The 23,149-nt window shown below is 70.8% G+C and carries 23 protein-coding genes and 1 tRNA gene; 10 read left to right on the top strand and 14 right to left on the bottom strand.

What is annotated here, in order from left to right:
* Positions 1 to 8: 8 nt before the first annotated feature.
* Both KV097_RS15910 and nth read right to left on the bottom strand, forming a co-directional pair.
* A complete protein-coding gene (locus KV097_RS15910; RefSeq protein ID WP_220366407.1) occupies positions 9 to 698 on the bottom strand; it encodes a TlpA disulfide reductase family protein in 690 nt (229 codons plus the stop codon).
* Positions 695 to 1,465 carry an endonuclease III gene (gene nth, locus KV097_RS15915; RefSeq protein ID WP_220366408.1) on the bottom strand — a complete coding sequence of 257 codons (771 nt, stop codon included), beginning with the start codon at positions 1,463 to 1,465 and terminating at the stop codon, positions 695 to 697. The genes KV097_RS15910 and nth overlap by 4 nt, the downstream gene beginning before the upstream one ends.
* A 112-nt stretch (positions 1,466 to 1,577) precedes the next feature.
* On the opposite strand from nth, the gene KV097_RS15920 reads away from it, so the two are divergent.
* Both KV097_RS15920 and KV097_RS15925 read left to right on the top strand, forming a co-directional pair.
* Positions 1,578 to 2,255, top strand: a complete 678-nt coding sequence (locus tag KV097_RS15920; protein WP_301022906.1) for a Crp/Fnr family transcriptional regulator — start codon at positions 1,578 to 1,580, stop codon at positions 2,253 to 2,255.
* A 156-nt stretch (positions 2,256 to 2,411) separates the two neighbouring features.
* Positions 2,412 to 3,329: a hypothetical protein gene (locus KV097_RS15925; RefSeq protein ID WP_220366409.1), complete on the top strand. Its 918-nt coding sequence runs from the start codon at positions 2,412 to 2,414 to the stop codon at positions 3,327 to 3,329.
* A gap of 128 nt (positions 3,330 to 3,457) precedes the next feature.
* On the opposite strand, the gene KV097_RS15930 is transcribed toward KV097_RS15925, so the two are convergent.
* From KV097_RS15930 to KV097_RS15945, 4 genes are read right to left on the bottom strand one after another with little or no spacing between them, the layout of a single operon-like run.
* A complete protein-coding gene (locus KV097_RS15930) occupies positions 3,458 to 4,261 on the bottom strand; it encodes an MBL fold metallo-hydrolase (RefSeq protein ID WP_308289463.1) in 804 nt (267 codons plus the stop codon).
* A complete protein-coding gene (locus KV097_RS15935) occupies positions 4,258 to 5,076 on the bottom strand; it encodes an NUDIX domain-containing protein (RefSeq protein WP_220345891.1) in 819 nt (272 codons plus the stop codon). The genes KV097_RS15930 and KV097_RS15935 overlap by 4 nt, the downstream gene beginning before the upstream one ends.
* A complete protein-coding gene (locus tag KV097_RS15940) occupies positions 5,073 to 5,540 on the bottom strand; it encodes a RidA family protein (RefSeq protein ID WP_220343139.1) in 468 nt (155 codons plus the stop codon). Before KV097_RS15940 ends, KV097_RS15935 begins: the two co-directional genes overlap by 4 nt.
* On the bottom strand, positions 5,540 to 5,701 hold the full coding sequence (locus KV097_RS15945) for a DUF4177 domain-containing protein (RefSeq protein WP_220343138.1): 162 nt from the start codon (positions 5,699 to 5,701) through the stop codon (positions 5,540 to 5,542). Before KV097_RS15945 ends, KV097_RS15940 begins: the two co-directional genes overlap by 1 nt.
* Positions 5,702 to 5,752: 51 nt before the next feature.
* Between KV097_RS15945 and KV097_RS15950 the strand changes: the two genes are divergently transcribed.
* Together KV097_RS15950 and KV097_RS15955 are read left to right on the top strand one after the other, a co-directional pair.
* Complete coding sequence (locus tag KV097_RS15950) at positions 5,753 to 6,724, top strand: ArsA-related P-loop ATPase (protein WP_220366410.1); 972 nt, start codon at positions 5,753 to 5,755, stop codon at positions 6,722 to 6,724.
* A 122-nt stretch (positions 6,725 to 6,846) separates the two neighbouring features.
* Positions 6,847 to 8,043: an ArsA-related P-loop ATPase gene (locus tag KV097_RS15955; protein WP_220366568.1), complete on the top strand. Its 1,197-nt coding sequence runs from the start codon at positions 6,847 to 6,849 to the stop codon at positions 8,041 to 8,043.
* Between the two features lie 45 nt (positions 8,044 to 8,088).
* On the opposite strand, the gene KV097_RS15960 is transcribed toward KV097_RS15955, so the two are convergent.
* Positions 8,089 to 8,382, bottom strand: coding sequence for a WhiB family transcriptional regulator (locus KV097_RS15960; protein WP_220345889.1), 294 nt, complete (start codon positions 8,380 to 8,382; stop codon positions 8,089 to 8,091).
* Positions 8,383 to 8,604: 222 nt separating this feature from the next.
* Between KV097_RS15960 and KV097_RS15965 the strand changes: the two genes are divergently transcribed.
* Positions 8,605 to 10,731, top strand: coding sequence for a transglycosylase domain-containing protein (locus KV097_RS15965; protein WP_220366411.1), 2,127 nt, complete (start codon positions 8,605 to 8,607; stop codon positions 10,729 to 10,731).
* Positions 10,732 to 10,752: 21 nt separating this feature from the next.
* On the opposite strand, the gene KV097_RS15970 is transcribed toward KV097_RS15965, so the two are convergent.
* Positions 10,753 to 11,214 (bottom strand): GatB/YqeY domain-containing protein, encoded by a 462-nt coding sequence (locus tag KV097_RS15970; protein ID WP_220366412.1) that lies wholly within the window; start codon positions 11,212 to 11,214, stop codon positions 10,753 to 10,755.
* A gap of 74 nt (positions 11,215 to 11,288) precedes the next feature.
* On the opposite strand from KV097_RS15970, the gene KV097_RS15975 reads away from it, so the two are divergent.
* The 4 genes from KV097_RS15975 (at position 11,289) to KV097_RS15990 (ending at position 16,309) form a co-directional block, all read left to right on the top strand.
* Complete coding sequence (locus KV097_RS15975; protein ID WP_220343133.1) at positions 11,289 to 12,203, top strand: metallophosphoesterase; 915 nt, start codon at positions 11,289 to 11,291, stop codon at positions 12,201 to 12,203.
* A gap of 51 nt (positions 12,204 to 12,254) precedes the next feature.
* A tRNA-Pro gene (locus KV097_RS15980) sits at positions 12,255 to 12,328 on the top strand.
* A 132-nt stretch (positions 12,329 to 12,460) separates the two neighbouring features.
* Complete coding sequence (locus KV097_RS15985; RefSeq protein WP_220366413.1) at positions 12,461 to 14,260, top strand: alkyl/aryl-sulfatase; 1,800 nt, start codon at positions 12,461 to 12,463, stop codon at positions 14,258 to 14,260.
* Positions 14,261 to 14,302: 42 nt separating this feature from the next.
* Positions 14,303 to 16,309: an acetoacetate--CoA ligase gene (locus KV097_RS15990; protein WP_220366414.1), complete on the top strand. Its 2,007-nt coding sequence runs from the start codon at positions 14,303 to 14,305 to the stop codon at positions 16,307 to 16,309.
* Positions 16,310 to 16,598: 289 nt separating this feature from the next.
* Here the strand turns inward: KV097_RS15990 and dinB are convergent, their stop codons facing one another.
* Positions 16,599 to 17,789, bottom strand: coding sequence for a DNA polymerase IV (dinB, locus tag KV097_RS15995; RefSeq protein ID WP_220366415.1), 1,191 nt, complete (start codon positions 17,787 to 17,789; stop codon positions 16,599 to 16,601).
* 136 nt (positions 17,790 to 17,925) lie between these two features.
* Between dinB and KV097_RS16000 the strand changes: the two genes are divergently transcribed.
* The gene (locus tag KV097_RS16000) at positions 17,926 to 18,711 is read left to right on the top strand and encodes a glycerophosphodiester phosphodiesterase family protein (RefSeq protein WP_220366416.1); all 786 of its coding nucleotides are present in this window, start codon (positions 17,926 to 17,928) and stop codon (positions 18,709 to 18,711) included.
* Positions 18,712 to 18,726: 15 nt separating this feature from the next.
* Here KV097_RS16000 and KV097_RS16005 read toward each other — a convergent pair whose 3' ends face one another.
* The 5 genes from KV097_RS16005 to KV097_RS16025 all read right to left on the bottom strand — a co-directional run bounded on the left by KV097_RS16005 (position 18,727) and on the right by KV097_RS16025 (position 23,093).
* On the bottom strand, positions 18,727 to 19,290 hold the full coding sequence (locus KV097_RS16005) for a DUF1707 domain-containing protein (RefSeq protein ID WP_220366417.1): 564 nt from the start codon (positions 19,288 to 19,290) through the stop codon (positions 18,727 to 18,729).
* Positions 19,287 to 19,826 (bottom strand): GNAT family N-acetyltransferase, encoded by a 540-nt coding sequence (locus KV097_RS16010; protein WP_220366418.1) that lies wholly within the window; start codon positions 19,824 to 19,826, stop codon positions 19,287 to 19,289. Before KV097_RS16010 ends, KV097_RS16005 begins: the two co-directional genes overlap by 4 nt.
* A gap of 1 nt (position 19,827) precedes the next feature.
* On the bottom strand, positions 19,828 to 20,865 hold the full coding sequence (locus tag KV097_RS16015; RefSeq protein WP_220366419.1) for an aspartate-semialdehyde dehydrogenase: 1,038 nt from the start codon (positions 20,863 to 20,865) through the stop codon (positions 19,828 to 19,830).
* A 19-nt stretch (positions 20,866 to 20,884) separates the two neighbouring features.
* The gene (locus KV097_RS16020) at positions 20,885 to 22,201 is read right to left on the bottom strand and encodes an aspartate kinase (protein WP_220343125.1); all 1,317 of its coding nucleotides are present in this window, start codon (positions 22,199 to 22,201) and stop codon (positions 20,885 to 20,887) included.
* Positions 22,202 to 22,310: 109 nt separating this feature from the next.
* Positions 22,311 to 23,093, bottom strand: a complete 783-nt coding sequence (locus KV097_RS16025; protein WP_220366420.1) for a TetR/AcrR family transcriptional regulator — start codon at positions 23,091 to 23,093, stop codon at positions 22,311 to 22,313.
* Positions 23,094 to 23,149: the final 56 nt, after the last annotated feature.

A 23,149-nucleotide genomic window follows, 5' to 3' on the forward strand; every position in this document is an offset into this window, starting at 1 on the left:
GGTTCTCCTCATGCCACGTCGACGCCGAGGTGCTCCCGGACGAGCGATCGCAGCTGATCGTACGACGTGATCGGCGTCCGTTCGGTGGCGACGACGACTCCGGCGGCGTCGACGAAGACCGTCTGCGGCAGGCCGACGACACCGAGGCCCTTCGCGACCGACTGGTCGGGGTCGGAGACGAGCGGATAGGTGACCCCTGAATCCTTGGCGAGGCGCAGGGCGGCCTCCGGATCAGGGTCGCGGTAGTCGATGCCGAGCACGGCCACGGAGCCGTCCGCCTCGTCGTGAAGCCGCGCCAGGTAGGGCAGCTCTTCGCGACAGGGGCCGCACCAGGTCGCCCAGACGTTGACGACGGTCGGTCGAGCCGGCAGGCCGGGGAGGCTCACAGGCGCGCCGCCGCCCAGACAGTCGAGGACCACACCCGGCAGACCGCCCTCGACGGCCCCGCGGCGACTCGTACGGGGACACGCCTCGATCCCTGCGTCGGCCTTCAGCGCACGCAGGGTGGGGGTGTCGACCACGCTCGCCCCGATGTCGTCGGAGGTCTGGGCGCCGTCGTCGGCAGGTCGGAGGTCGTCTCCGCCGCAGGCTGTCAGGGCGAGCAGCGCCGCCACCGCCGCGAGCGCAGGCGCCGACCGCGGGGAGCGTACGCGCGCGGAGCGCACGCGACGACGCCGCGCCACGGTCGTACCCCTCATGCACGCCCCTCGGTCCGGAGAAGCTTGGCAGCCACCTCCGGGTCGGTCGGCCCCTCGCCGAACGACGGGCACCAGCGCGCGATCGAGCAGGCACCGCACGCCGGCTTGGCGGCATGGCAGCAGCGCCGCCCGTGCCAGATCAGTCGTTGACTCGCCATCGTCCAGTCCTTCTTGGCGATCAACCGGTCGAGGACCATCTCGGCGCGGACGGGATCCTTGAGCGCGGCCGCGTCGAGGAGCCCGAGCCGGCGCCCGACGCGCTGGACGTGCGTGTCGACCGGGAATCCGGGGATGCCGAAGCCGTTGCCGAGGACGACGTTGGCCGTCTTGCGACCGACACCGGGCAACGTCGTGAGGTCGTCCATCCGCGGTGGCACCTCGCCGCCGAAGCGGTCGACCAGCGCAGTGGCGAGGGCGATGATGCGCTCGGACTTGGCGCGGAAGAAGCCGGTCGGCTTGATGATCTCCTCGACGTCGGCGCGATCGGCCTCGGCGAGGGCCCGCGCGTCCGGAAAACGACCGAACAGCGCAGGGCGTACGGAGTTGACGCGCCGGTCGGTCGTCTGCGCCGAGAGCACCGTGACGACGAGGAGCTGGAAGGGGTCGTCGAAGTCGAGCTCGATGTCGGCGTCGGGATAGGTCTCGGCGAGCACGCGGTCGATCTTGCGTGCGCGGCGGACGTCGGACGTCGCGGGCGCAGGAACCTCGGGGAGCTTGGCCTTGGCGCTGCGGCGGGCCGCGGCAGGCCCTGCGGTGGTCTTCGGCACGGTGCCAGCGTACGGTGCGAGGGCGACACGTATGACCGTGTCGGTGGCGCCGAGTTGTCCGAATGAGGGACACTGAGAAGTGCGTGACAATTTCTTCGGTCAAGGAGAACCCGTGGACAACGACGTACTTCGACAGGCACCTCTCTTCTCGGGCCTCGACGACGAAGCCGCCGAGTCGCTCGGCTCTCAGATGTCGTCGGCACGCCTGCGTCGCGGCGAGGTGCTCTTCCACGAAGGCGACGAGGGCGACCGGCTCTACATCGTCACCGACGGCAAGATCAAGCTCGGGCGCAGCTCGGCGGACGGCCGCGAGAACCTCCTCGCGATCCTCGGCCCCGGGCAGATGTTCGGAGAGCTCTCCCTGTTCGACCCGGGCCCGCGCTCGGCGACGGCGACCGCGGTGACCGACTCCGAGCTCACGAGCCTGAGCCACGACGAGCTCACCAAGTGGCTCAACGACCACCCCAACGTCGCCCGCGCCCTCCTCGGTCAGCTCGCCTCGCGTCTGCGTCGGACCAACGACGTCGTGGCAGACCTGGTGTTCTCCGACGTCCCGGGCCGTGTCGCCAAGGCGCTCATCGACCTCTCGCAGCGCTTCGGGCGCAAGGCCGACGACGGAATCCACGTCCACCACGACCTCACGCAGGAGGAGCTCGCCCAGCTCGTCGGCGCCTCCCGCGAGACGGTCAACAAGGCGCTGGCCGACTTCGCGATGCGCGGATGGCTGCGGCTCGAGCCGCGCTCGGTCGTGATCATCGACCCCGAGCGGCTCTCGAAGCGCGCCCGCTGACCCCTGGAGCCCGCGGGTCACCCTCTTGCGCTCGCGGGTCACCCTCTTGCGCTCGCGGGTCACTCCCTGCCGCTCGCGGGTCAGTCTCTGCGGTCCGCGGGTCACCCCTGTGGATAGCGCCGACCAACCGCCGTGCGACCGCTGTTCGATGTGGCGATGCGCAACCTCATCAACGACGGGCTGCCGTTTCGTGGTCGTGACCATGCCGCCGCGGGCCTCGCGAGCGAGTCGGACCTCCGCCGATCGATCGCTCAGAAGCAGATCCGCGGCGTCTTCAAGTCGGTCTACGTGGATGCACGGGTGCCGGACACGAGACTGCTCCGCGTCCGAGCCACTCGCCTCGTCACCCCGCCGCACGCGATCCTCAGCGACTGCTTCGCGGCGTGGTTGTTCGGGGTCGACACCTTCCGGCCGAGCGAGCGCCACCTCCTGACACCGACCTTGGTGACGCCGCACGGTGTGGGCAGGGTCCGCGCCGACGGGGTGACGTGCCGACAGGCGTTCCTTGCCGATCCCGACGTCACCGAGGTCGACGGCATCCGTGTGACCAGCCCGCTACGGACCACGTCCGATCTTCTTCGGCGGCAACGACGGCCGTACGCCCTCGCCTCCGCCGACGGGATGGCTCGCGCCGAGCTCGTCGACATCGAGCAGCTCGTGGACTACGTCGACGAGCTCAAGGGCTATCGCGGAGGCCCGCAGGCGCGCGAGCTCGCGCGCTTCGTCGATCCAGGCGCGGAGTCCCCCGGGGAGTCGTGGCAGCGGCTCCGCATGCTCGACGCCGGCTTCCCGCGCCCGCAGACGCAGATCCTCGTGACCGACGCGTGGGGCCGGGACAGGCGGTTCGACATGGGCTATCTGCACCTCCTCCTTGCCGCCGAGTACGACGGCCGCGAGTTCCATACGGGCGCGGACTCAGCTCGGCACGACGAGGAGCGCCGAACCTACTTCGAGCGCCGGTACGGGTGGCGGTTCGTGATCGGAACGCGGGAGACGATCTTCGGCACAGACCCCGCGTTCGAGCTCGCGATCGGAGAGCTGCTCGGGATCACTCCGCTCGCGCGCCGCTGGTAATGACCCGCGAGCGCAAGAGGGTGACCCGCGAGCGCAAGAGGGTGACCCGCGAGCGCCAGACAGTGACCCGCGAGCGCCAGACAGTGACCCGCGAGCGCCAGAGGGTGACCCGCGGGCGAAAGGGGGTGTCAGGGGCGGGCGCGGAGATAGTCCAGCTGCGCCCGCACCGAGAGGGTCGCCGCGGGCCAGAGGACGGGGTCCACGTCCGCGTACACCGTACGGACGACGTCGTCGGCTGTCTCCGACCCGGCCTCCAGCGCTGCGCGGACCTGCTCGAGACGCTCCTCGCGGTGGGCACGGTATGCGTCGATCACCGCGCCGGCGTCCGGCAGGACGGGGCCGTGCCCCGGATAGAGCCGGACCGCACCGTCGACCGAGTCGACCGAGTCCACCGCCCGGCGCAGCGTCCACAGGGAGTCGAGATAGGGGCCCAGCGCCCCGTCGGGGTGGGCGACGACCGTCGTGCCGCGTCCGAGGACCGTGTCGCCCGACAGCAGTGCGGCATCGTCGCGCAGCAGGAACGACACGGAGTCGGTGGTGTGTCCAGGAGTGGCGACGACCTCGAGCCGTACACCGTCGACCTCGACGACCTCCCCGTCGACCAGCGGGTCGGCGGCCAGGCACAGCGTCGGGTCGATCGCACGTACCGGAGCCCCCGACAGGTCGGCGAACCGCGCCGCACCCTCGGTGTGGTCGTGGTGGCGGTGCGTCAGCAGCACGACACCGACCGGCGCGGCGACCTCCAGCACGCGGCGCAGGTGCGGCTCGTCCAGCTCGCCCGGGTCGATGACGACCGACCGCGTCTCCGCGGTCGCCTCCGGGGACCGCAGCACCCAGGTGTTGGTGCCGTCCAGCGTCATGTGCCCCGGGTTGTCCTCACGGACGCAGGTCGCCCACGCGCTCACGACTCCGCCGTCGAACCTCTCGCTCACGGCAGCTCCGTCTCCAGATAGAGGTCGCCGTCGACCTCCACGAGGCGCGGCAGCACCGGGACGATCCGACGGTGTGCCGCCACATCGAGGGCATCGGCCGCCGCCGACAGCTCCGACAGCTCGCGGCACGTGATGGCGGTCGGCGGCAGCATCGCCATGTCACCGGCGTCGACCGAGGCGAGGGCCGCGCCCAGCGGCATCCACGAGGCGTGGTCAGCCTCCCCGGTGAGGGTGCCGACCCGCTGCCCCTGCGGCATGACCGCGACGAAGAAACGTGTGTCGAACCGCTTGGGCTCGAAGTCGGGGGTGATCCAGTGCGTCCAGGCGGCGAGCAGATCGGTCCGCAGGACCAGGGCGCGGCGCTCCAAGAAGTCGGAGAACGCCAGCGTGTGGGCCTCCAGCGCCTCGCGGTCAGCCTGCCAGTCGGCACCGCTCGTGTCGTCCACGACCGTGTCCGCGTCGGGGCCTGCGAGCAGGACGCCCGCTTCCTCGTACGTCTCGCGCACCGCCGCGCACACCAGCGCGCGCGCCAGCTCGGTCGAGCACCCGAGACGCTCGGCCCAGGCCTCCGGCTCCGGACCGGCCCAGGCCACATCGGTGTCGGAGTCGCGCGGGTCGACGCCGCCACCGGGGAACACGTACATCCCCGCGGCGAAGGACATCGACCGCTGCCGGCGCATGAGGTACGCCTCGACACCGTCAGCACCGTCGCGCAGCAGCACGACGGTGGCGGCGTCACGCGGCACCGCGGGGTCAGCAGACCCGCGGTGCGCGTGCTCGGCGATGGACGAGGGCAGCGGCACGCGCATCGTCATGCCGACAGCTCGACGACGAGCTCGACCTCCACCGGCGCGTCGAGGGGCAGGACAGAGACGCCGACGGCGCTGCGCGCATGCACGCCGGCGTCGCCGAACACGGCACCGAAGAGCTCGCTGGCACCGTTGGCCACGACCGGCTGGCCGATGAAGTCAGGCGTGCTCGCGACGAACACGACCGTCTTGACGACCCGCTTCACGCGCGACAGGTCGCCACCGGCCACGGCGGCGATCGCGGCCAGCGCGTTGAGCGCGCACTGCCGTGCGCAGTCGTACGCCTCGTCGGCCGTGACGTCGGCGCCGACCTTGCCGGTCGTCAGGAGGGAGCCGTCGCGCATCGGCAGCTGACCCGAGGTGTAGACGTAGGATCCCGTCACGACCGCAGGCACGTACGCCGCGAGCGGCGGGACGACCTCGGGCAGCCTCAGGCCCAGCTCGGCGAGACGCTCCTCGGGAGACGTCATCACGCGCCCTCGACGGGTCGCTTGAAGTAGGCCACGAGGTTCTCCGGGTTCATGCCCGGCACGATCTGCACGAGCTCCCAGCCGTCGCGACCGAAGTTGTCGAGGATGGCCTTCGTCGAGTGCACGAGGACGGGCGCTGTCATGTACTCCCACTGCGTCATGCGTCGACTGTATCCGTACCCGGCTTCGGGCCACCCTTTACGCTCGACACCGTGGCAGGCGAGAAGCGGCTTCACGTCGTGACAGGCAAGGGCGGGACGGGCAAGAGCACCGTCGCCGCCGCTCTCGCGCTGGGTCTCGCGGCAGAGGGCAAGACCGTGCTGCTGTGCGAGGTCGAGGGTCGTCAGGGGATCGCGCAGCTCTTCGACGTGCCCCCGCTGCCGTACGAGGAGCGCCAGGTCGCCGCCACCGACGACGGCGCCGTGTACGCCCTCGCGATCGACGCCGAGTCGGCGCTCCTGGAGTACCTCGCGATGTTCTACCGGCTCGGCCGTGCCGGCAAGGCGCTCGACCGGTTCGGGGTCATCGACTTCGCGACCACCATCGCGCCCGGCGTCCGCGACGTGCTGCTCACCGGCAAGGTGTACGAGGCGGTCCGCCGTCGCGAGGACGACGACTCCTACACCTACGACGCGGTCGTGCTGGACGCTCCGCCGACCGGGCGGATCACGCGCTTCCTCAACGTGAACGAGGAGGTCGCAGGGCTCGCCAAGGCCGGCCCCGTCCGACGGCAGGCCGACTCGATCATGACGATGATGCGGTCCCGCCGCACCGCCGTGCATCTCGTCACGCTGCTGGAGGAGATGCCGGTGCAGGAGACGATGGACGCGATCAACGAGCTCACGGACGCAGGCCTCGGGGTCGGGCACGTCGTCGTCAACCAGGTGCTGCCCTCCCCGCTGTCCGACGCGGCTGCCGAGCGGATCGCCTCCGGTGCGCTGACGTCCACGGCGGTGGCGAAGAGCCTGGCCCGCGTCGACGTGGAGGTCGAGCCACAGGCCGCAGAGGCCCTCCTCAGTGAAGGCCGCGAGCACGTCGCGCGTCAGCGGCTGCAGGCCCACCAGCGCGCGGTGCTGCTGGAGGCCGGCAGCCCTGTGGTGGAGCTCCCGCACCTCGAGGACGGGGTCGACCTCGGCGGCCTCTACGCACTGGGGCGGCGGCTGGTCGAAGGAGGTGTCCGGTGAGTCCGAGCACGTCGAGGGGAGGCTCGCGTACGGGTGCCCGCACCGCCTCGCGGTCCCGTCCCGCGGCCCGCAGCCGGACACTCGATGCCGGACGCGGCCCCGCATCGGCGACCGCGCTCGACATGGACGCGATCATCGACGACCCGACGATCGAGATCGTGGTGTGCTGCGGCTCGGGCGGGGTGGGCAAGACGACGACGTCGGCCGCTCTCGCCCTGCGCGCCGCCGAGCGCGGTCGCCGCGTCTGCGTGCTCACCATCGATCCCGCACGACGGCTCGCACAGTCGCTCGGCCTGACCGCGCTCGACAACGTTCCTCGCCCCGTCGCGGGCGCCGGCGCCCGGGGCGGATCGCTCGACGCCATGATGCTGGACATGAAGCGGACCTTCGACGAGGTCGTCGAAGCCCACGCGTCGCCGGAGAAGGCGCAGCAGATCCTCGCGAACCCCTTCTATGCGGCGCTGTCGAGCTCGTTCGCGGGCACGCAGGAGTACATGGCGATGGAGAAGCTCGGCCAGCTCCACGCCGAGGCAGTGGCCCAGCGCGAGGAGACCGACGCCGCCGAGGGCGACCGGCGCCGCTGGGACCTGATCGTCGTCGACACCCCGCCGTCACGATCTGCGCTCGACTTCCTCGACGCCCCGGAGCGGCTGTCGTCGCTGCTCGACGGCCGGCTGATCCGTCTCCTGCTGGCCCCCGCGCGTGGTCCCGCCCGCATCTTCTCGGCGGGGTTCGGGATGGTGACGTCAGCGCTCAACAAGGTCCTCGGCGCGCAGGTCCTCACCGACGTGCAGACCTTCGTCGCCGCCTTCGACACGCTCTTCGGCGGGTTCCGTCAGCGCGCGGAGGCGACGTACGCGCTCCTCCAGGACCGTGGCACCGCCTTCCTCGTCGTGGCGTCGCCCGAGCCGGACGCGATGCGCGAGGCGTCCTACTTCGTCGAGCGCCTCAGCCAGGAGGACATGCCGCTGGCCGGTCTGATCGTGAACCGCATGACGGTGCCGCTCTTCTCGCTCGACGGCGACGACGCCCACGCCGCCGCGCGGCGGCTCGACGGTCGCTCACGGCCGACGGTCGACGACAAGGTGGTCGCCGGGCTGCTGGCGGTGCACGCACGCGGCGAGCGGGTGGCGGCACGCGAGCGGCGCGTGGTCACGGGATTCGCTGCCGCGCACCCGCGCGTGCCCCGCGTGGAGGTCGCCGGTCTCGCGACCGACGTCCACGACGTGGAGGGGCTGACGACGATCGGCGAGCTGCTCGCGGGTCGCCGCCTCTCGGCGACCGACCAGGTCGACGCAGACGCGGCCCCGACGGACTGAGCCAGGCGGACTGAGCCAGACGGACCGGACCCGGAGGGGCCGGCGTCAGACCGCGACGGCGGCGCCAGCCGGCTTGCTGGCGCGGGCGGCCTCGAGAAGCGTGCGCCACGACGTCACGTTAGGACGACGGCGCAGCAGGGCGCGGCGCTCACGCTCGGTCATGCCGCCCCAGATCCCCCACTCGATGTCGTTGTCGAGGGCCTCGGCGAGACACTCAAGCTTGACCGGGCACGACCGGCACATCTGCTTGGCGCGGTTCTGCTCGGCGCCCCGGACGAACAGCGCGTCCTGCGACTCCTTGCACGCTGCCACCGTGGCCCAAGACTCGTTCCAGCTCATGATCCGACACCTTCCCCGAGAGGATCACCGAGAAGTCCTGTGGTGATACACACACACTCGCAGTGTCGCAGGCCACATAACAGACACCCCGGGATGGTTTGCCATAGTCCTTTCGGGCCATTAGTTGGTGACTGACCTGGGCTCCCGTAACCTAGGCCCATGAATCTGGGCCCCAGTCGACACGGCGACGAAGGCGTGGGGGCGGCTCGTGTGATCGGCTCCATGGCGCTTCTCAGCCTCTTTGCCGGCGTACTCGTCGCCGGACTCGCGATCCCTGTCGCCGCGTTCGTCGGGGTGACCTCCAACAGCATGGCGCGCGGCTTCGAAGAGCTGCCGCTGGAGCTGCGCGAGACCCCCATCCCGCAGCGCTCGAAGGTCCTCGCGGCCGACGGGTCCCTCCTCACCTACTTCTACTCCCAGAACCGGCAGGACGTCCCGCTGTCGAAGATCGCGCCGGTGATGCAGCAGGCCGTGGTCTCCATCGAGGACGCGCGGTTCTTCGAGCACGGCGCCCTCGACTTCGAGGGCACGCTCCGCGCGCTGGTCAACAACGCCACCGACGGCCGGACCCAGGGCGGCTCGTCCCTGACCCAGCAGCTCGTCAAGAACATCCTGGTGCAGCAGGCCACGACGCTCGAGGAGCGCCGCGCCGCCACCGAGAAGTCGCCGGCCCGCAAGGTCCGCGAGCTCAAGTACGCGATGTCGTACGAGGAGAAGCACAGCAAGCAGCAGATCCTCGAGAACTACCTCAACATCTCCTACTTCGGAGACGGCGCGTACGGCGTGAGCGCCGCCGCCAAGCACTACTTCTCCGTCGACGCCGCCGACCTCACCCTCACGCAGGCCGCGACGCTCGCCGGTCTGGTCAAGAACCCGGTGGAGTACGACCCGGTGACCTACCCCGAGAACGCCATGCGTCGACGCAACATCGTGCTGTCGGCGATGGAGGCCCAGGGGCTCCTGACACGTTCGGTCGTCCAGAAGGCCATCGCGCAGCCGCTCGGGCTCAAGATCACCCGCTTCTCCAACGGCTGCGTGAGCACCAAGGCGCCGTTCTTCTGCGACTACGTGCGCACCTACCTGCTCCAGGACAAGTCGCTGGGCAAGACCAAGGACGAGCGTCTCCACACACTCGAGACCGGCGGCCTGGTCATCAAGACGACGCTCGAGCCCACGTTCCAGCGCGCCGCCGACAAGGCCGTCGGCAACCGCGTGGCGCCCACCGACAACGCGATCGGCGCCCAGGCGCTCGTGGTCCCGGGCACCGGTGCGGTGCGCGCGCTCGCCCAGTCGCGACCGATGGGCAAGAACCAGAAGGCTGGCGAGACCTACATCAACTACACAGTGTCCAAGTCGCTCGGCGGCGCCAACGGCTTCCAAGCCGGGTCGACGTTCAAGGCGTTCACCGCGGCTGCGGCGCTCGAGAAGGGTTACCCGCCCTCCACCTACTTCAACTCGCCGCAGACGATGACGCTCAGCGGCTACCGCAACTGCTCCGGCGACGGCTTCGGGCCGTGGAACCCGCAGAACTCGACGGGCGCAGGCGGCTTCGACATGACGCGCGGCCTCCGGCAGTCCGTCAACACCTATTTCGGTCAGCTCGAGCGGCTGGTCGGCCTGTGCTCCGTCACGAAGATGGCGCGCAAGATGGGCATCCAGTTCGAGAGGACTCAGGAAGTCCCCGCGTTCACGCTCGGCGTCGTCGACGTGAGCGTGCTCGACATGGCGGCGGCCTACGCGACCTTCCCCGCACGTGGCAAGTACTGCACGCCGCTGCCGGTCACGCTGATCACCAACAACAAGGGCGAGACCGTCAAGGACTACCAGCCCGCGTGCGAGAAGGTCATGAAGCAGGCGACCGCCGACTCGGTCAACCAGATTCTCCGCGGCGTGCAGTCGCCCGGCGGCTTCGGCGCCGCGCTGCAGCTCGACAAACCATCGGCCGCAAAGACCGGCACGACGAACGACAACAAGGCGGTGTGGTTCATGGGCTACACCCCCAAGCTCGTGAACGCGTCGATGATTGCCGGCGCCAACCGCGATGGCCACTGGAAGTCGCTGGAGAACCAGCAGCTCAACGGTGAGTACATCGGCTTCAGCGCCGTCGGTGGCTCCTCGCTCGCCGGTCCGATGTGGGCCGACACCATGCGCGCGATCCAGGACGACCTGCCGTACGCCAACTTCGAGTCGCCGGGCAGCCTCGGCGCAGCGCCCTCGGACACGCCGCGGGCCCCTGCCAAGCCCGACAAGAAGGACAAGAAGGGCGACCGTGGCGGTGGCGGTGGCGGCGGCGACGACCGCCCGGGGCGCGGCAACGGCGGCGGCGGAGGCCGCGGGAACGACGACTGACCAAGCGCGACGAGCGCTCGGTCAGGCGCCCAGCTGCGTCCGGACCTCCGCGGCCAGCGCGGCGCCGTCGACCCGGCCCTCCGTACGCGGCTTGAGCAGCCCCATGACCTTGCCCATGCCGCGCATCCCCTCGCCGGCGACGCCGGCCTCGGTGATCGCCTCGGAGACGAGCGCGCTCACCTCGTCGGCGCCGAGCGGCTCGGGCAGGTAGTCGGCAAGGATCGCGGCCTCGTCCTGCTCCTTCTGCGCCAGCTCGGGACGGTTCCCGGACTCGTAGGCCTCGGCGGCCTCCCGCCGCTTCTTGGACTCCGACGTGATCACGGACTGGACCTCGGCGTCGGAGAGCTCCTTGGCCTGCTTGCCGGCGGTCTCGGCCCGGCTGATGGCCGACAGCACCATGCGCAGCGTCGACGCCCGGAGCGAGTCACGCTCCTTCATCGCCGCGGTCAGGTCGGTGCGCAGTCGGTCCTTGAGATCGCTCATGAGGTCATCATCGCTCAGGGCTTCACACCCCGGCACGCCGATTCCCCAGCCGTCCCTGTGGCACGCTTGCAGGCGTGCATCCCCTGACGAAGACCCTCCTGGCCACGACGGCTGCCGGCACCGGCGCCCTCGCGTACGCGTCCCTCTACGAGCGCAACGCCTTCGTGGTCCGCGAGATCGACCTGCCCGTCCTGCCGGCTGAGGCGCGTCCGCTCACGGTGCTCCAGATCTCCGACGTCCACATGACCCCAGGACAGTCGCGCAAGCAGCGGTGGCTGCGCAGCCTGGTCGAGTACGAGCCCGACCTCGTCGTCAACACCGGCGACAACCTCGCACACCTCGAGGCGCTGCCCGCCGTCCTCCAGGCCTACAACGACCTGCTCGGTGTCCCAGGAGTGTTCGTCTTCGGCTCCAACGACTACTACTCGCCGACGCTCAAGAACCCGGCGGGCTATCTCATGGGGCCGTCAGGCGTACGCCGCCGCACCGCCGACCTCCCGTACGAGGAGATGCGGACCGCCTTCAGCGAGGCCGGGTGGATCGACCTCAACAACGCGACCGGCAAGCTCGACGTCCGCGGGCTCTCGCTGTCGTTCGCGGGGCTCGACGACCCCCACGTCGACCGTGACGACCTGGAGGCGATCCCGACGACGGCCGACCCGTCGGCGGACCTCGCGATCGCCGTCGTCCACGCCCCGTACCTGCGGGCCATCGACGCGTTCAATGTCCAGGGATACCCGCTGATCCTCGCCGGGCACACCCACGGTGGCCAGCTCCGTGTGCCCGGCTTCGGCGCGCTCGTGACCAACTGCGACATCGACCGTCGGCGTGCCCGCGGCCTCCACCAGCACCGGACCGCAGGCCACGACTCCTCGTGGCTCCACGTCTCGGCCGGCTGCGGCACATCGCCGTACGCGCCCGTGCGCTTCGCGTGCCGACCCGAGGCGACGGTGCTCCGGATGCGTCCGGTAGACTCTCCGAGGAACTGAGCGCGGGCCCACTCGCGGAGAGGTTCTGCTCGTACCACGTACGAGGAGCCACGGGGTGTGGCGCAGCTTGGTAGCGCGCGTCGTTCGGGACGACGAGGCCGCAGGTTCAAATCCTGTCACCCCGACAGCATGAGCCCCAGATCCCCGCCGGATCTGGGGTTTCGTCGTCTCCCGGCCCGTCGGCCGGGAGATGCGCACGACCAGGGCACCGACGATGGTGGAGAGGTCGCTGACCGCGCCACCAGACGGAGACTCCCATGGCCGTGTCGTACTCCGAGGACCACCCAGACTTCGCCAACGCCGACCGGGGATTCGTCGGAACGATCTCGCCGGCGACGATCACCTCCGCCACCGGGACGGTCGTCTTCGACGCCGACGCGCTGGCATTCGTGTCGGGAGACGCGCCGGACGACGTTCACCCGAGCCTGTGGCGCCAGGCGAAGCTGACGTCGCGCCACGGCCTGTACGAGGTCGCCCCAGGCTTCTTTCAGGTCCGCGGGTTCGACATCTCGAACATGACGTTGGTGGAGGGGAACGCGGGCGTCATCGTCATCGACCCTCTCGTCAGCGCCGAGACCGCCGCCGCTGCACTCGCCCTCTACCGGGAGCACCGAGGTGACCGCGCGGTGACGGCGGTGATCTACACCCATGCCCACATCGACCACTTCGGCGGCGTGCTCGGCGTCGTCGACGCGTCCACCGACGTCCCGATCCTCGCGCCGGAGCACTTCCTCGAGCACGCGGTGTCGGAGAACGTGTACGCCGGGGTTGCCATGCTGCGGCGTGGCTACTACTACGACGGACACCCGCTCGACGCCTCGGTGACCGGGGCCGTCGGCATCGGTCTCGGCCCGCGCACGTCGGCGGGGACGGTCGGGCTCCTTCCGCCGACGGTCGACATCACGCACACCGGCCAGGAGGAGACCCTCGACGGTGTCCGGATCGTCTTCCAGCTGACGCCGGGGACGGAGTCGCCGGCGGAGATGAACGTCTTCTTCCCCGACGAGCGGGTGCTCTGCATGGCGGAGAACGCGTGCCACACGATGCACAACCTGCTCACACTGCGCGGCGCCCAGGTCCGCGACTCGCGTATCTGGTCGCGTTACCTCGCGGAGTCGATCGAGCTGTTCGCGCACGACTCCGACGTGGTGTTCTCGTCGCACCACTGGCCCACGTGGGGGACCGACGAGGTCATCGCCTTCCTGACCGAGCAGCGGGACCTCTACGCGTACATGCACGACCAGACGCTGCGCCTCATGAACCAGGGCTACGTCGGCAGCGAGATCGCCGAGATGCTCGACCTTCCCGACTCCCTGGCACAACGGTGGAGCACGCGCGGCTACTACGGGTCACTGAGCCACAACGTCAAGGCGGTCCTCCAGCGCTACCTCGGCTGGTACGACGGCAATCCCGCACACCTGTGGGAGCACACGCCGGAGAACCGGGCCGACCGCTACGTCGAGCTCCTCGGCGGTGTCGACGCCGTGGTGGACGCGGTCCGACGCTACGCGGATGCGGGAGACCTCCGCTTCGCCGCCGAGCTGGGCAGTCACGCCGTCTTCGCCGAGCCGGGCAACGCGCGGGCCCGCGAGGCGTTGGCGGAGGTCCTCGAGTCGCTGGGTCTCGGTGCCGAGAACGCGACGTGGCGCAACTGCTTCCTCACCGGCGCGCACGAGCTCCGCGGAGGTAGCCCGACCGCCTCCTTCGCGGCCTCGGGGATGGTGAGCGCGTTGACGACGACCCAGCTGTTCGACACCATCGCCATCCGGCTCGACGGGGCGAAGGCTGCGGGCGTGACCGGGAGCATCACGTGGCTTTTCACCGACTCGGGCGAGGCGTACCGGATGGAGCTCTCGAACGGTGCGCGCGTCCACATCCCGACCACCCGCGACGCCGCCGCCGACCTGACCCTCCGCCTCACCCGTCCGCAGCTGCTCGGCCTGCTGGGGTCGGGCTCGCTCGACGGCGTCGGTGCGGACGGTGACATGTCGGTGCTCACCACGATCATCGGGCTGACCGACGAGCCCGACCCGAGGTTCGCCGTCGTCGAGCCGTGACACGCATGGGAGGCCGTGCTCCACGCCGTCTAGGGTGTCGCCATGTTCACACCGCAGGTGACGCACGAGGTCCTCTGGGAGCCCGCGCCCGACGCACGCCGTACGACGCGCATCGGCGCCTTCATGGACTGGGCCGAGTCCCACGGAGGTCCGCCGCTCGCCGACGCCCGCGCCCTGCACGCCTGGTCGGTCGACGACCAGGACGCGTTCTGGCGTTCGATCTGGACGTACTTCGCGATCCCCGGGACGGTCGACGGCGCGGAGGATGACCCGGCCGTCGCGCTCGTGCCCGCCGACGGCGGCGCGCCGCCGGTGCCTGGCCGTACGTGGTTCCCCGGCGTCGCGCTGAACTACGCCGAGGCCATGCTGCAGATGCCCGGACGGGCCGACGACGATGTCGTCGTGGTCGCACGGTCGCAGTCGCGCGACGACGTGACGTACACGGCGGCCGAGCTGAGAGACGCGGTCGCTCGGGCACGAGCGGGCCTCGTACGCCTCGGGATCACCCGCGGCGACAGGGTGGTGGCGTACGCCCCCAACGTGCCCGAGACGCTCGTCCTGCTGCTCGCCGCAGCGAGCCTCGGCGCGATCTTCTCGTCGTGCGCACCCGAGTTCGGGACGCGGAGCGTGATCGACCGCTGGGGGCAGATCGAGCCGACCGTGATGCTCGCGGTCGACGGCTACCGCTACGGCACGAAGGCGGTCGACCGGCGCGACGAGGTCGCCGCGATCCGGGCGGCGCTGCCGTCGTTGCGCGCTACGGTGTGGCTGCCGTACCTCGACCCGGAGGCGGCGGCACCCGCCGACTCCGTGACGTGGGCGGACCTGGTGGCGGAGCCCGCCGAGCTCGCGTTCGACCGCGTGCCGTTCGACCACCCGCTCTATCTGCTGTTCTCGTCCGGCACGACCGGACTGCCCAAGCCGATCGTCCACGGCCACGGCGGCATCACCGTCGAGCACACGAAGTCCGTGGCGCTCGAGCTCGGCCTCGGCCCGGAGGACGTCTTCTTCTGGTTCTCCACCACCGGCTGGATGATGTGGAACCTGCTCGTCTCGGGGCTGCTGTCGGGCGCGACCGTCGTGATGTACGACGGCAACCTCGCGCACCCCGACCTCGGGTCGTTGTGGCGGATGAGCGACGAGCTCGGCATCACCTACTTCGGGACGAGCGCGCCGTTCCTGCTCCAGTGCCGCAAGGAGGGGCTGGTGCCGAAGGACGTCGCCGACCTGTCGCGTCTGCGCGGTGTCGGGTCGACGGGCGCGCCTCTTCCAGTCGAGGGGTTCCGGTGGGTGTACGAGGCGGTCGGGGGCGACGTCCACCTCGGCTCGCTCTCCGGCGGCACGGACGTGTGCACCGGGTTCGTGGGCGCCAACCCGATGCTCCCCGTGTATGCCGGCGAGATCTCCGGGCCCAACCTTGGCGTCGCCATCGCCGCGTACGACATCGACGGCCGCCCGGTCGTCGACGAGCTCGGGGAGCTCGTGATCACCGAGCCGATGCCGTCCATGCCCCTCGGGTTCTGGGGTGACGACGACGGGTCGCGCTACCACGCCGCGTACTTCGAGGACTTCCCCGGCGTCTGGCGTCACGGTGACTGGATCACGATCCGCGCCGACGGCTCGTGCACGATCACGGGGCGCAGCGACGCGACCCTCAACCGCGGCGGGGTGCGCCTCGGGACGGCCGAGTTCTACTCCGTGGTCGAGGGCTTGGACGAGGTCACCGACAGTCTCGTCGTACACCTGGAGGACGCCGAGGGTGGTGCCGGGGAGCTGCTGCTCTTCGTCGTACTGGCCGAGGGATTGGAGCTGGACGAGGCGATGCAGCGCACCATCGCCGGCGCCCTGCGTTCGCAGCTGTCGCCGCGGCACGTGCCGGACGTGATCCACCAGGTGCCCGGGGTGCCGCGCACGCTGTCGGGCAAGAAGCTCGAGGTGCCGGTCAAGAAGATCCTGCGCGGGACGGCGATCGACGACGCGGCCGCCCGCGGTGCCCTGCAGAACCCGGAGACCCTCGAGGCGTACGAAGGCCTGCGCGGCGACGCCTGACCCCGCCCTTCCGCTCGCGGGTCACTCTCGTCCGCCCGCGGGTCAGTCCCTGGCGCCCGCGGGTCAGTCCCTGGCGCCCGCGGGTCAGTCCCTGGCGCCCGCGGGTCAGTCGCTGGCGCCCGCGGGTCGATCCCTGGCGGTCGCGGGTCAGTCCCGGTGACCCGCGAGCGCACGACAGTGACCCGCGAGCGCACGACGGTGACCCGGGAACACCCGACGGTGACCCGCGAGCGCATGAGAGTGACCCGCGAGCGGAAGAAGGTGACCCGCGAGCGGAGGAAGGGAGGGGTCAGTCGGGGAGGGTCGGCATCGCGAGGCCTTCGCCGCGCCGTACGAGCGAGCCCCGCAGGACCGCCGACGAGCCGTACCGCTCCCGCACGTCGTCGAGCGCCAGATCGAGCGTCGCCGTGTCGGGCTCCCCGAACGGCAGCTCGAGCTGGACGCCCGTGTCGGCATCGAACCCGCTCACGGCCACGCCGACCAGCGTGCACCCACGCTCGGCGATCATCGGCGCAGCCACGTCGAGCAGCGACCGCGCCACGAGCAGCAGCCGCTCGGTCCGCGCGGTCGGTCGAGGAAGCGTGTGCGAGCGGGTCGCGCGCGTGAAGTCGTCGAAGCGAAGCCGCAACGTGACCGTCCGCCCCTCTCGCTCCGCTTTGCGCATCCGTCGCGCTACGCGGTCGACGAGACCCGCGAGCGCCGCGTCGATGTCGGACATGGACTTCGGCCGCCGTCCCAGCGCACGCTGCGCCCCGACTGATCGTCGTCGTCTCCCTGTCTCGACGGGACGCGGGTCCTGCCCGTTGGCGAGGGCGTGCAGATGGTACGCCGCCGCCCGACCGACGTACGCCGACAGCGCGTGCGGCGGCACTGCCGCGAGCTCTCCGATCCGCTCGATGCCGCGGGCCCGCAGCTTCGCGCCGGTCTTGGCCCCGACCCCCCACATCCGCTCGACCGGCAGCGGATGCAGGAACGCCTGCTCACCGTCGACCGGCACGACGAGCAAGCCGTCGGGCTTGGCGTGGGCGCTGGCGATCTTGGCGAGGAACTTGGTGCGCGCGATCCCGACCGTGATCGGCAGCCCGACCTCGTCGCGGACCCGTGCGCGCAGCCGAGCCCCGATCGACTCCGGTGACCCGACGAGCCGCGCCAGCCCACCGACCTCGAGGAACGCCTCGTCGATCGAGATCGGGTCGACCAGCGGGGTGGTGTCGCGGAACAGCTCGAAGACGGCCTTGCTGGCGGCCGAGTACGCCTCGAAGCGTGGCGACGCCACGATCGCGCCCGGGCACAGGGACTTGGCCTCGACGATGCCCATCGGTGTCCGCACGCCGTACGCCTTGGCCTCGTAGCTCGCGGCGACCACCACACCCCCGCCGACGAGGACCGGCCGGCCGCGGAGGGAAGGGTCGTCGCGCTGCTCGACCGACGCGAAGAACGAGTCGAGGTCGGCGTGGAGGATGGTGGCGTCGCCGTTCACTGCCCTCCCACCACAGCATCGATCGAACGCATGTTCGTATCCTACGCCGCCAACTCGGACAACACCTCAGCGTCCGTTCACCCCGTGTCCACCTCGTTCTCGCTCGCGCTCCATCGGTCCGGACGACGCTCGCAGCATGAACGAGCAGATCACCACGATGCGTCGCCCGCGCGTGGTCGCCCACCGGGGCGCCCACGCCGTCGCGCCGGAGAACACGCTCGCCGCTGTCGCCGCAGCAGTGGCGATCGGCGTCGACGCGGTCGAGATCGACGTCCAGTCCACCCGGGACGGCACGCCCGTCGTCGTCCACGACCCGACGCTCGCGCGCACCACCGACGTCGCTCGGCGCCACCCCGGTCGCGCCCACGACCCCGTCTGGACCTTCACCGACGACGAGGTAGGGCGCCTCGACGCAGGCTCCGGGCGCGGTGCCGCGTTCGCCGGAGAGCCGGTCCCGACGCTGGAGCAGGCGCTCGACGCGCTCCGCGCCACCGGCGTCGCGCTCCTCGTCGAGATCAAGAACCCCGAGACGCAACCCCGGCTCGTCGGCGCGGTCGCGGAGGTCCTGCGCTGCTTCTCGCCCGGGGTGTCGGTGACGGCGCAGAGCTTCCACGCACCAGCGCTCCGGGAGCTCGGGCGCCTGCTTCCGGAGGTCCCGCGCGGGCTCCTGGTCCACTCCACGCCCCGTCAGCCCAGGCTCGAGGCCTGGGCTGACGCGGTCAACCCCTGGCACGGAGCGGTCAACTCGGCGTACGTCCGTCGTGCCCAGCTCGCGGGGCTCGAGACCTACGTCTGGACGGCCAACGCGCCGGCGGCGATCCTGCGGGCGGCCGATGCCGGGGTCGAGGGCATCATCACCGACCGTCCGCAGCGGGCGCTGGACCTGCTCCGTACGCGGGTCGACGCGTCAGCGTCGGTGTGAGGCACAGGCACCCGATCAGGAGCCCGGAAGCTCCTTGCGCTCCTGCTTGCGCGCCTTGCGCTCGAGCTTCGCGCGCTCCTTCTCGATGTATTTCTCCCGGCTCGCCGTCGTCTCGATGGAGTCGGCGAACGCGATCACCGCGACGATGATCGGCCACGGGAAGTGCGGATCGAACCCACCGCCGGCGAGGCTGATCGCCAGCCAGATGCCGGTGCAGATCAAGGTGATCGTCACGGACTCGACCCACGAGTCACGACGCTTGCGCTCGTACGCGTTCACGGCGGCACGCTGGAGGTCCGGGCTGTCGCCGCGGCGCACCGGTGGTGCCGCCGCTCCGCTGGTGGGAACGAGGTCCTGCATCAGCGGGAGGAAGTCACCGTACGTACGCGCCCGGACTGCCTCGTCCGCACGCTCGTCGTACTCCTCACGGGTGAGCCGTCCGTCGGAGAAGGCCTCGCCGAGGACGTCGGTCAGGACGGCGCGGTCGACGTCACCGGTGCGCAGGGCCGAGACCGCAGGGTCACGCGGATCTCGGGAGAAGCGGCTCCAGGGATCTCCGGTCGGACTGATCTCGCTCACGTGCCCGATCGTTCCACATCGCCGGGCCGCGGTGCGCCCACAGTCGGAAGGACGAACCGGTGGGCCTCGAATGCCGGCCCGTCGTCGCCGAACCAGCGGGCCGCGTACGACCCGAGAGGGGTCCAGCCCCGGCCGGCGTAGAGCGTCCGCGCCGCCTCGTTGTGCGCGACGACCTCGAGGGCCAGCGGCCGTCCAGCCCCGCGGGCGTACGACTCGACGGCGTCCAGCAACGAGCGAGCAGCACCAGTGCCTCTCGCGGCGGGGGCCACGAAGAACCTGGCGAGCGTCAACGCCTCGGCCGGACCGACCCCGAGCGCCGAGGCCGCCACCTGGTCGACGCCGGACTGCAGGGCCGCCTGACCGATCACCGCTCCGTCGAGCTCGGCCACCCAGGCAGGGCCGTCGGGCTCGAGGATCCACCCGGCCTCGACGTGCGCTCCGACGATGGGATAGCGGTCGTGCTCGTGCACGACCGCCAGCACCGCCACGAGCGCGTCGACGTCCCTGGGGTCGCGAGGCCGGACGACGACCGGCACGTCAGCGTGCCGCGATCAGCTCAGCGATTTGGATGGTGTTGAGCGCCGCACCCTTGCGCAGGTTGTCGTTGCTGACGAAGAGCACGAGACCGCGCTCACCGTCGACGCTGGAGTCCTGGCGGATCCGTCCGACGAGGCTCGGGTCGGCACCGGCGGCCTGCAGCGGTGTCGGCACGTCGACGAGCTGAACCCCGGGCGCCTCGGCGAGAAGCGCCCGCGCCCGGCCGGGGGTGATCGCGTCGGCGAACTCCACGTTGAGCGACAGGGAGTGCCCGGTGAAGACCGGCACACGCACGCACGTGCCGGACACGCGCAGGTCGGGGAGGCCCAGGATCTTGCGCGACTCGTTGCGCAGCTTCTGCTCCTCGTCTGTCTCCTCGCTGCCGTCGTCCACGACCGAGCCGGCCATCGGCAGCACGTTGAACGCGATCGGAGCGACGTACTTCTGCGGCTCGGGGAAGTCCAGCGCCGAGCCGTCGTAGGTCAGCGCGCGAGCACCGGCGACGACCTTCTCGGCCTGCGTCGCGAGCTCCTCGACGCCACCGAGCCCTGAGCCCGACACGGCCTGGTAGGTGCTGGCCACGAGGCGCACCAGTCCCGCCTCGTCGTGCAGCGGCTTCAGCACCGGCATCGCGGCCATCGTGGTGCAGTTGGGGTTGGCGATGATGCCCTTGACCGCCTGGTCGATGGCCTCCGGGTTGACCTCGGAGACGACCAGCGGAACCTCGGGGTCCTTGCGCCAGGCCGACGAGTTGTCGATGACCGTCACCCCGGCCGCGGCGAAGCGCGGGGCCTGGACCCGCGACATGGTGGCACCGGCCGAGAACACGGCCACGTCGAGGCCCGTCGGGTCGGCGGTCGCGGTGTCCTCGACGACGACGTCGCGTCCGGCGAAGGACAGTGTCGTGCCCGCCGAGCGCGCCGAGGCGAAGAAGCGGATCTCGTCGATCGGGAACGCGCGCTCCTGGAGCAGCGTGCGCATCACGCCGCCGACCTGGCCGGTCGCGCCGACGACGCCGATCTTCAGTCCGTGGGCCATGGTGGTGTGCTCCTCGTGCCTAGCGACCGGTGCCGCCGTAGACGACGGCCTCGACCTCGTGGGAGTCCAGGTCGAACGCGCGGTGCGCGGCGGTGACCGCGTCGTCGATCTGCTGCTCGTTGACGACGACCGAGATCCGGATCTCAGAGGTCGAGATCATCTCGATGTTGACGCCGGCATCGGCGATCGCCTTGAAGAACCGCGCCGAGATGCCGGGGTTGGTGCGCATCCCCGCGCCGACGAGCGAGATCTTGCCGACCCCGTCGTCGTACTGCAGCTGGGCGTAGCCGACCTCGTCCTTGAGCCGTGCCAGCGCCGTCATCGCGGTCTGACCGTCGGCGCGCGGCAGCGTGAAGGAGATGTCGGTCAGGCCCGTCGAGGCGGCGGAGACGTTCTGGACGATCATGTCCAGGTTGATCTGCGCCTCCGCGAGCACCTCGAAGATGCGCGCCGCCTCGCCCACCTTGTCGGGGACCCCGACGACGGTGATCTTGGCCTCGCTGCGATCGTGCGCAACGCCGGAGATGATCGCTTGCTCCATCACGGGAGCCTCCCCATCGACTTCGTTCGTGAGTTCCGTGGACAACAGCTCCGCCATCCGCTCCGCGCTGACCACCCAGGTCCCCTGCTTGGTGGAGAAGGACGAGCGGACGTGGATGGGCATGTTGTTGCGGCGCGCGTACTCGACGCAGCGCAGGTGCAGGATCTTGGCGCCGTTGGCCGTCATCTCCAGCGTCTCCTCGTACGAGATGACCGGGATGCGGCGGGCTGCGGGGACGATGCGCGGGTCGGCGGTGAAGATGCCGTCGACGTCGGTGTAGATCTCGCAGACGTCCGCCTCGAGCGCGGCGGCGAGGGCGACCGCGGTGGTGTCGGACCCGCCGCGGCCGAGGGTCGTGATGTTCTTGCTGTCGTGCGAGACGCCCTGGAAGCCCGCGACGATCGCGACGGCGTCCTCCTCGATCGCCCGGCGGATCCTCCCGGGCGTGACGTCGATGATCTTGGCCCTGCCGTGCGCCGAGTCGGTGATCACGCCGGCCTGGGACCCCGTGAAGGACTGCGCCTGCTGGCCGAGGTTGCCGATCGCCATCGCGAGCAGCGCCATCGAGATCCGCTCGCCCGCGGTGAGCAGCATGTCGAGCTCGCGGCCGTCGGGCAGGGGCGAGACCTCGTGGGCGAGGTCGAGGAGCTCGTCGGTCGTGTCGCCCATCGCGGAGACGACCACGACGACGTCGTTGCCCGCCTTCTTGGTGGCGACGATGCGCTGCGCGACGCGCTTGATGCTGGCGGCGTCGGACACCGACGAGCCGCCGTACTTCTGGACGACAATGCCCACGGACGTTCCTCGTCTGCCTCGGAGTCTGGTGGTTGGACGCCACGCTGCGTCCTCGTCAGTCTAACCGGGCACGTCACCGGGTTTTCCCGCGTCTCGGGGACGGGGCGCCTCACGGCGCGGGGCGCTGACCTTCGCGGCGCTCGATGAGGGCGGCGATCCCGTCGAGGAGGAGGTCGAGACCGAAGCCGAAGCTCGCCTCGCCGTACTCCTCATAGCCGGCCTCGCCGACGGCAGGCATCGGCGAGAGGGTCGCGGCGAGACGGGCGAGGTTCGGGAAGGTCTCCGGGTCGGCGAGGACGGCGATCACGTTCTCGAACGCCACGACGGGCTTGCCTGCGGCGCGTCGACGGGCCGCCGCGGTCGCCTCCTCGTACGCCATCCGCGCCTCGGCGAGGGAGTACGCGCTGATCGCGCCGACCGCCTGCAGCTTCTCCCCGTCGGACAGCGGGGTGCCGGACAGCGCGTCGAGGCCGCGCTCGAGCCACGCGAAGGCGCTCGGCCCCATCGGCGGGTTGCTCATCGGCATCTGCGCGAGCCACGGGTGGTCTGCCAGCATCTGCTGCTGGAGGGTGGCCCACGACTGCATGCGCTCCCGCCACCCGTCACCGGTCAGCTCGACCCGCTGCGCCACGGACGCGCTCTCGTTCCACATGAGCGAGAGCAGCTCGTCCTTGTTGGCGACGTGGCGATAGAGCGCCATCGTCGAGAATCCGAGCTGCTTGGCGACGCGCGCCATCGACACGGCGTTGAGGCCGTCGGTGTCGGCGATCTCGACGGCCGCGGCGACGATCGCGCTCGCGTCGAGCTCCGGACGTGGTCCTCGACGACCGCCGGAGCGCCTGCCCCAGAGCAGGGCGAGCTCGTCCGGGAGCTGCATCTCGTCCTGGGCCATCCGACCTCCTCGTCGGCCTTACGATAAGGCCTTGCCCCTTCTGTGTATCACGTATA

Origin of the sequence: Mumia sp. zg.B17 (genome assembly GCF_019550915.1) — a bacterium.
In the GTDB taxonomy this organism is placed as follows: domain Bacteria; phylum Actinomycetota; class Actinomycetes; order Propionibacteriales; family Nocardioidaceae; genus Mumia.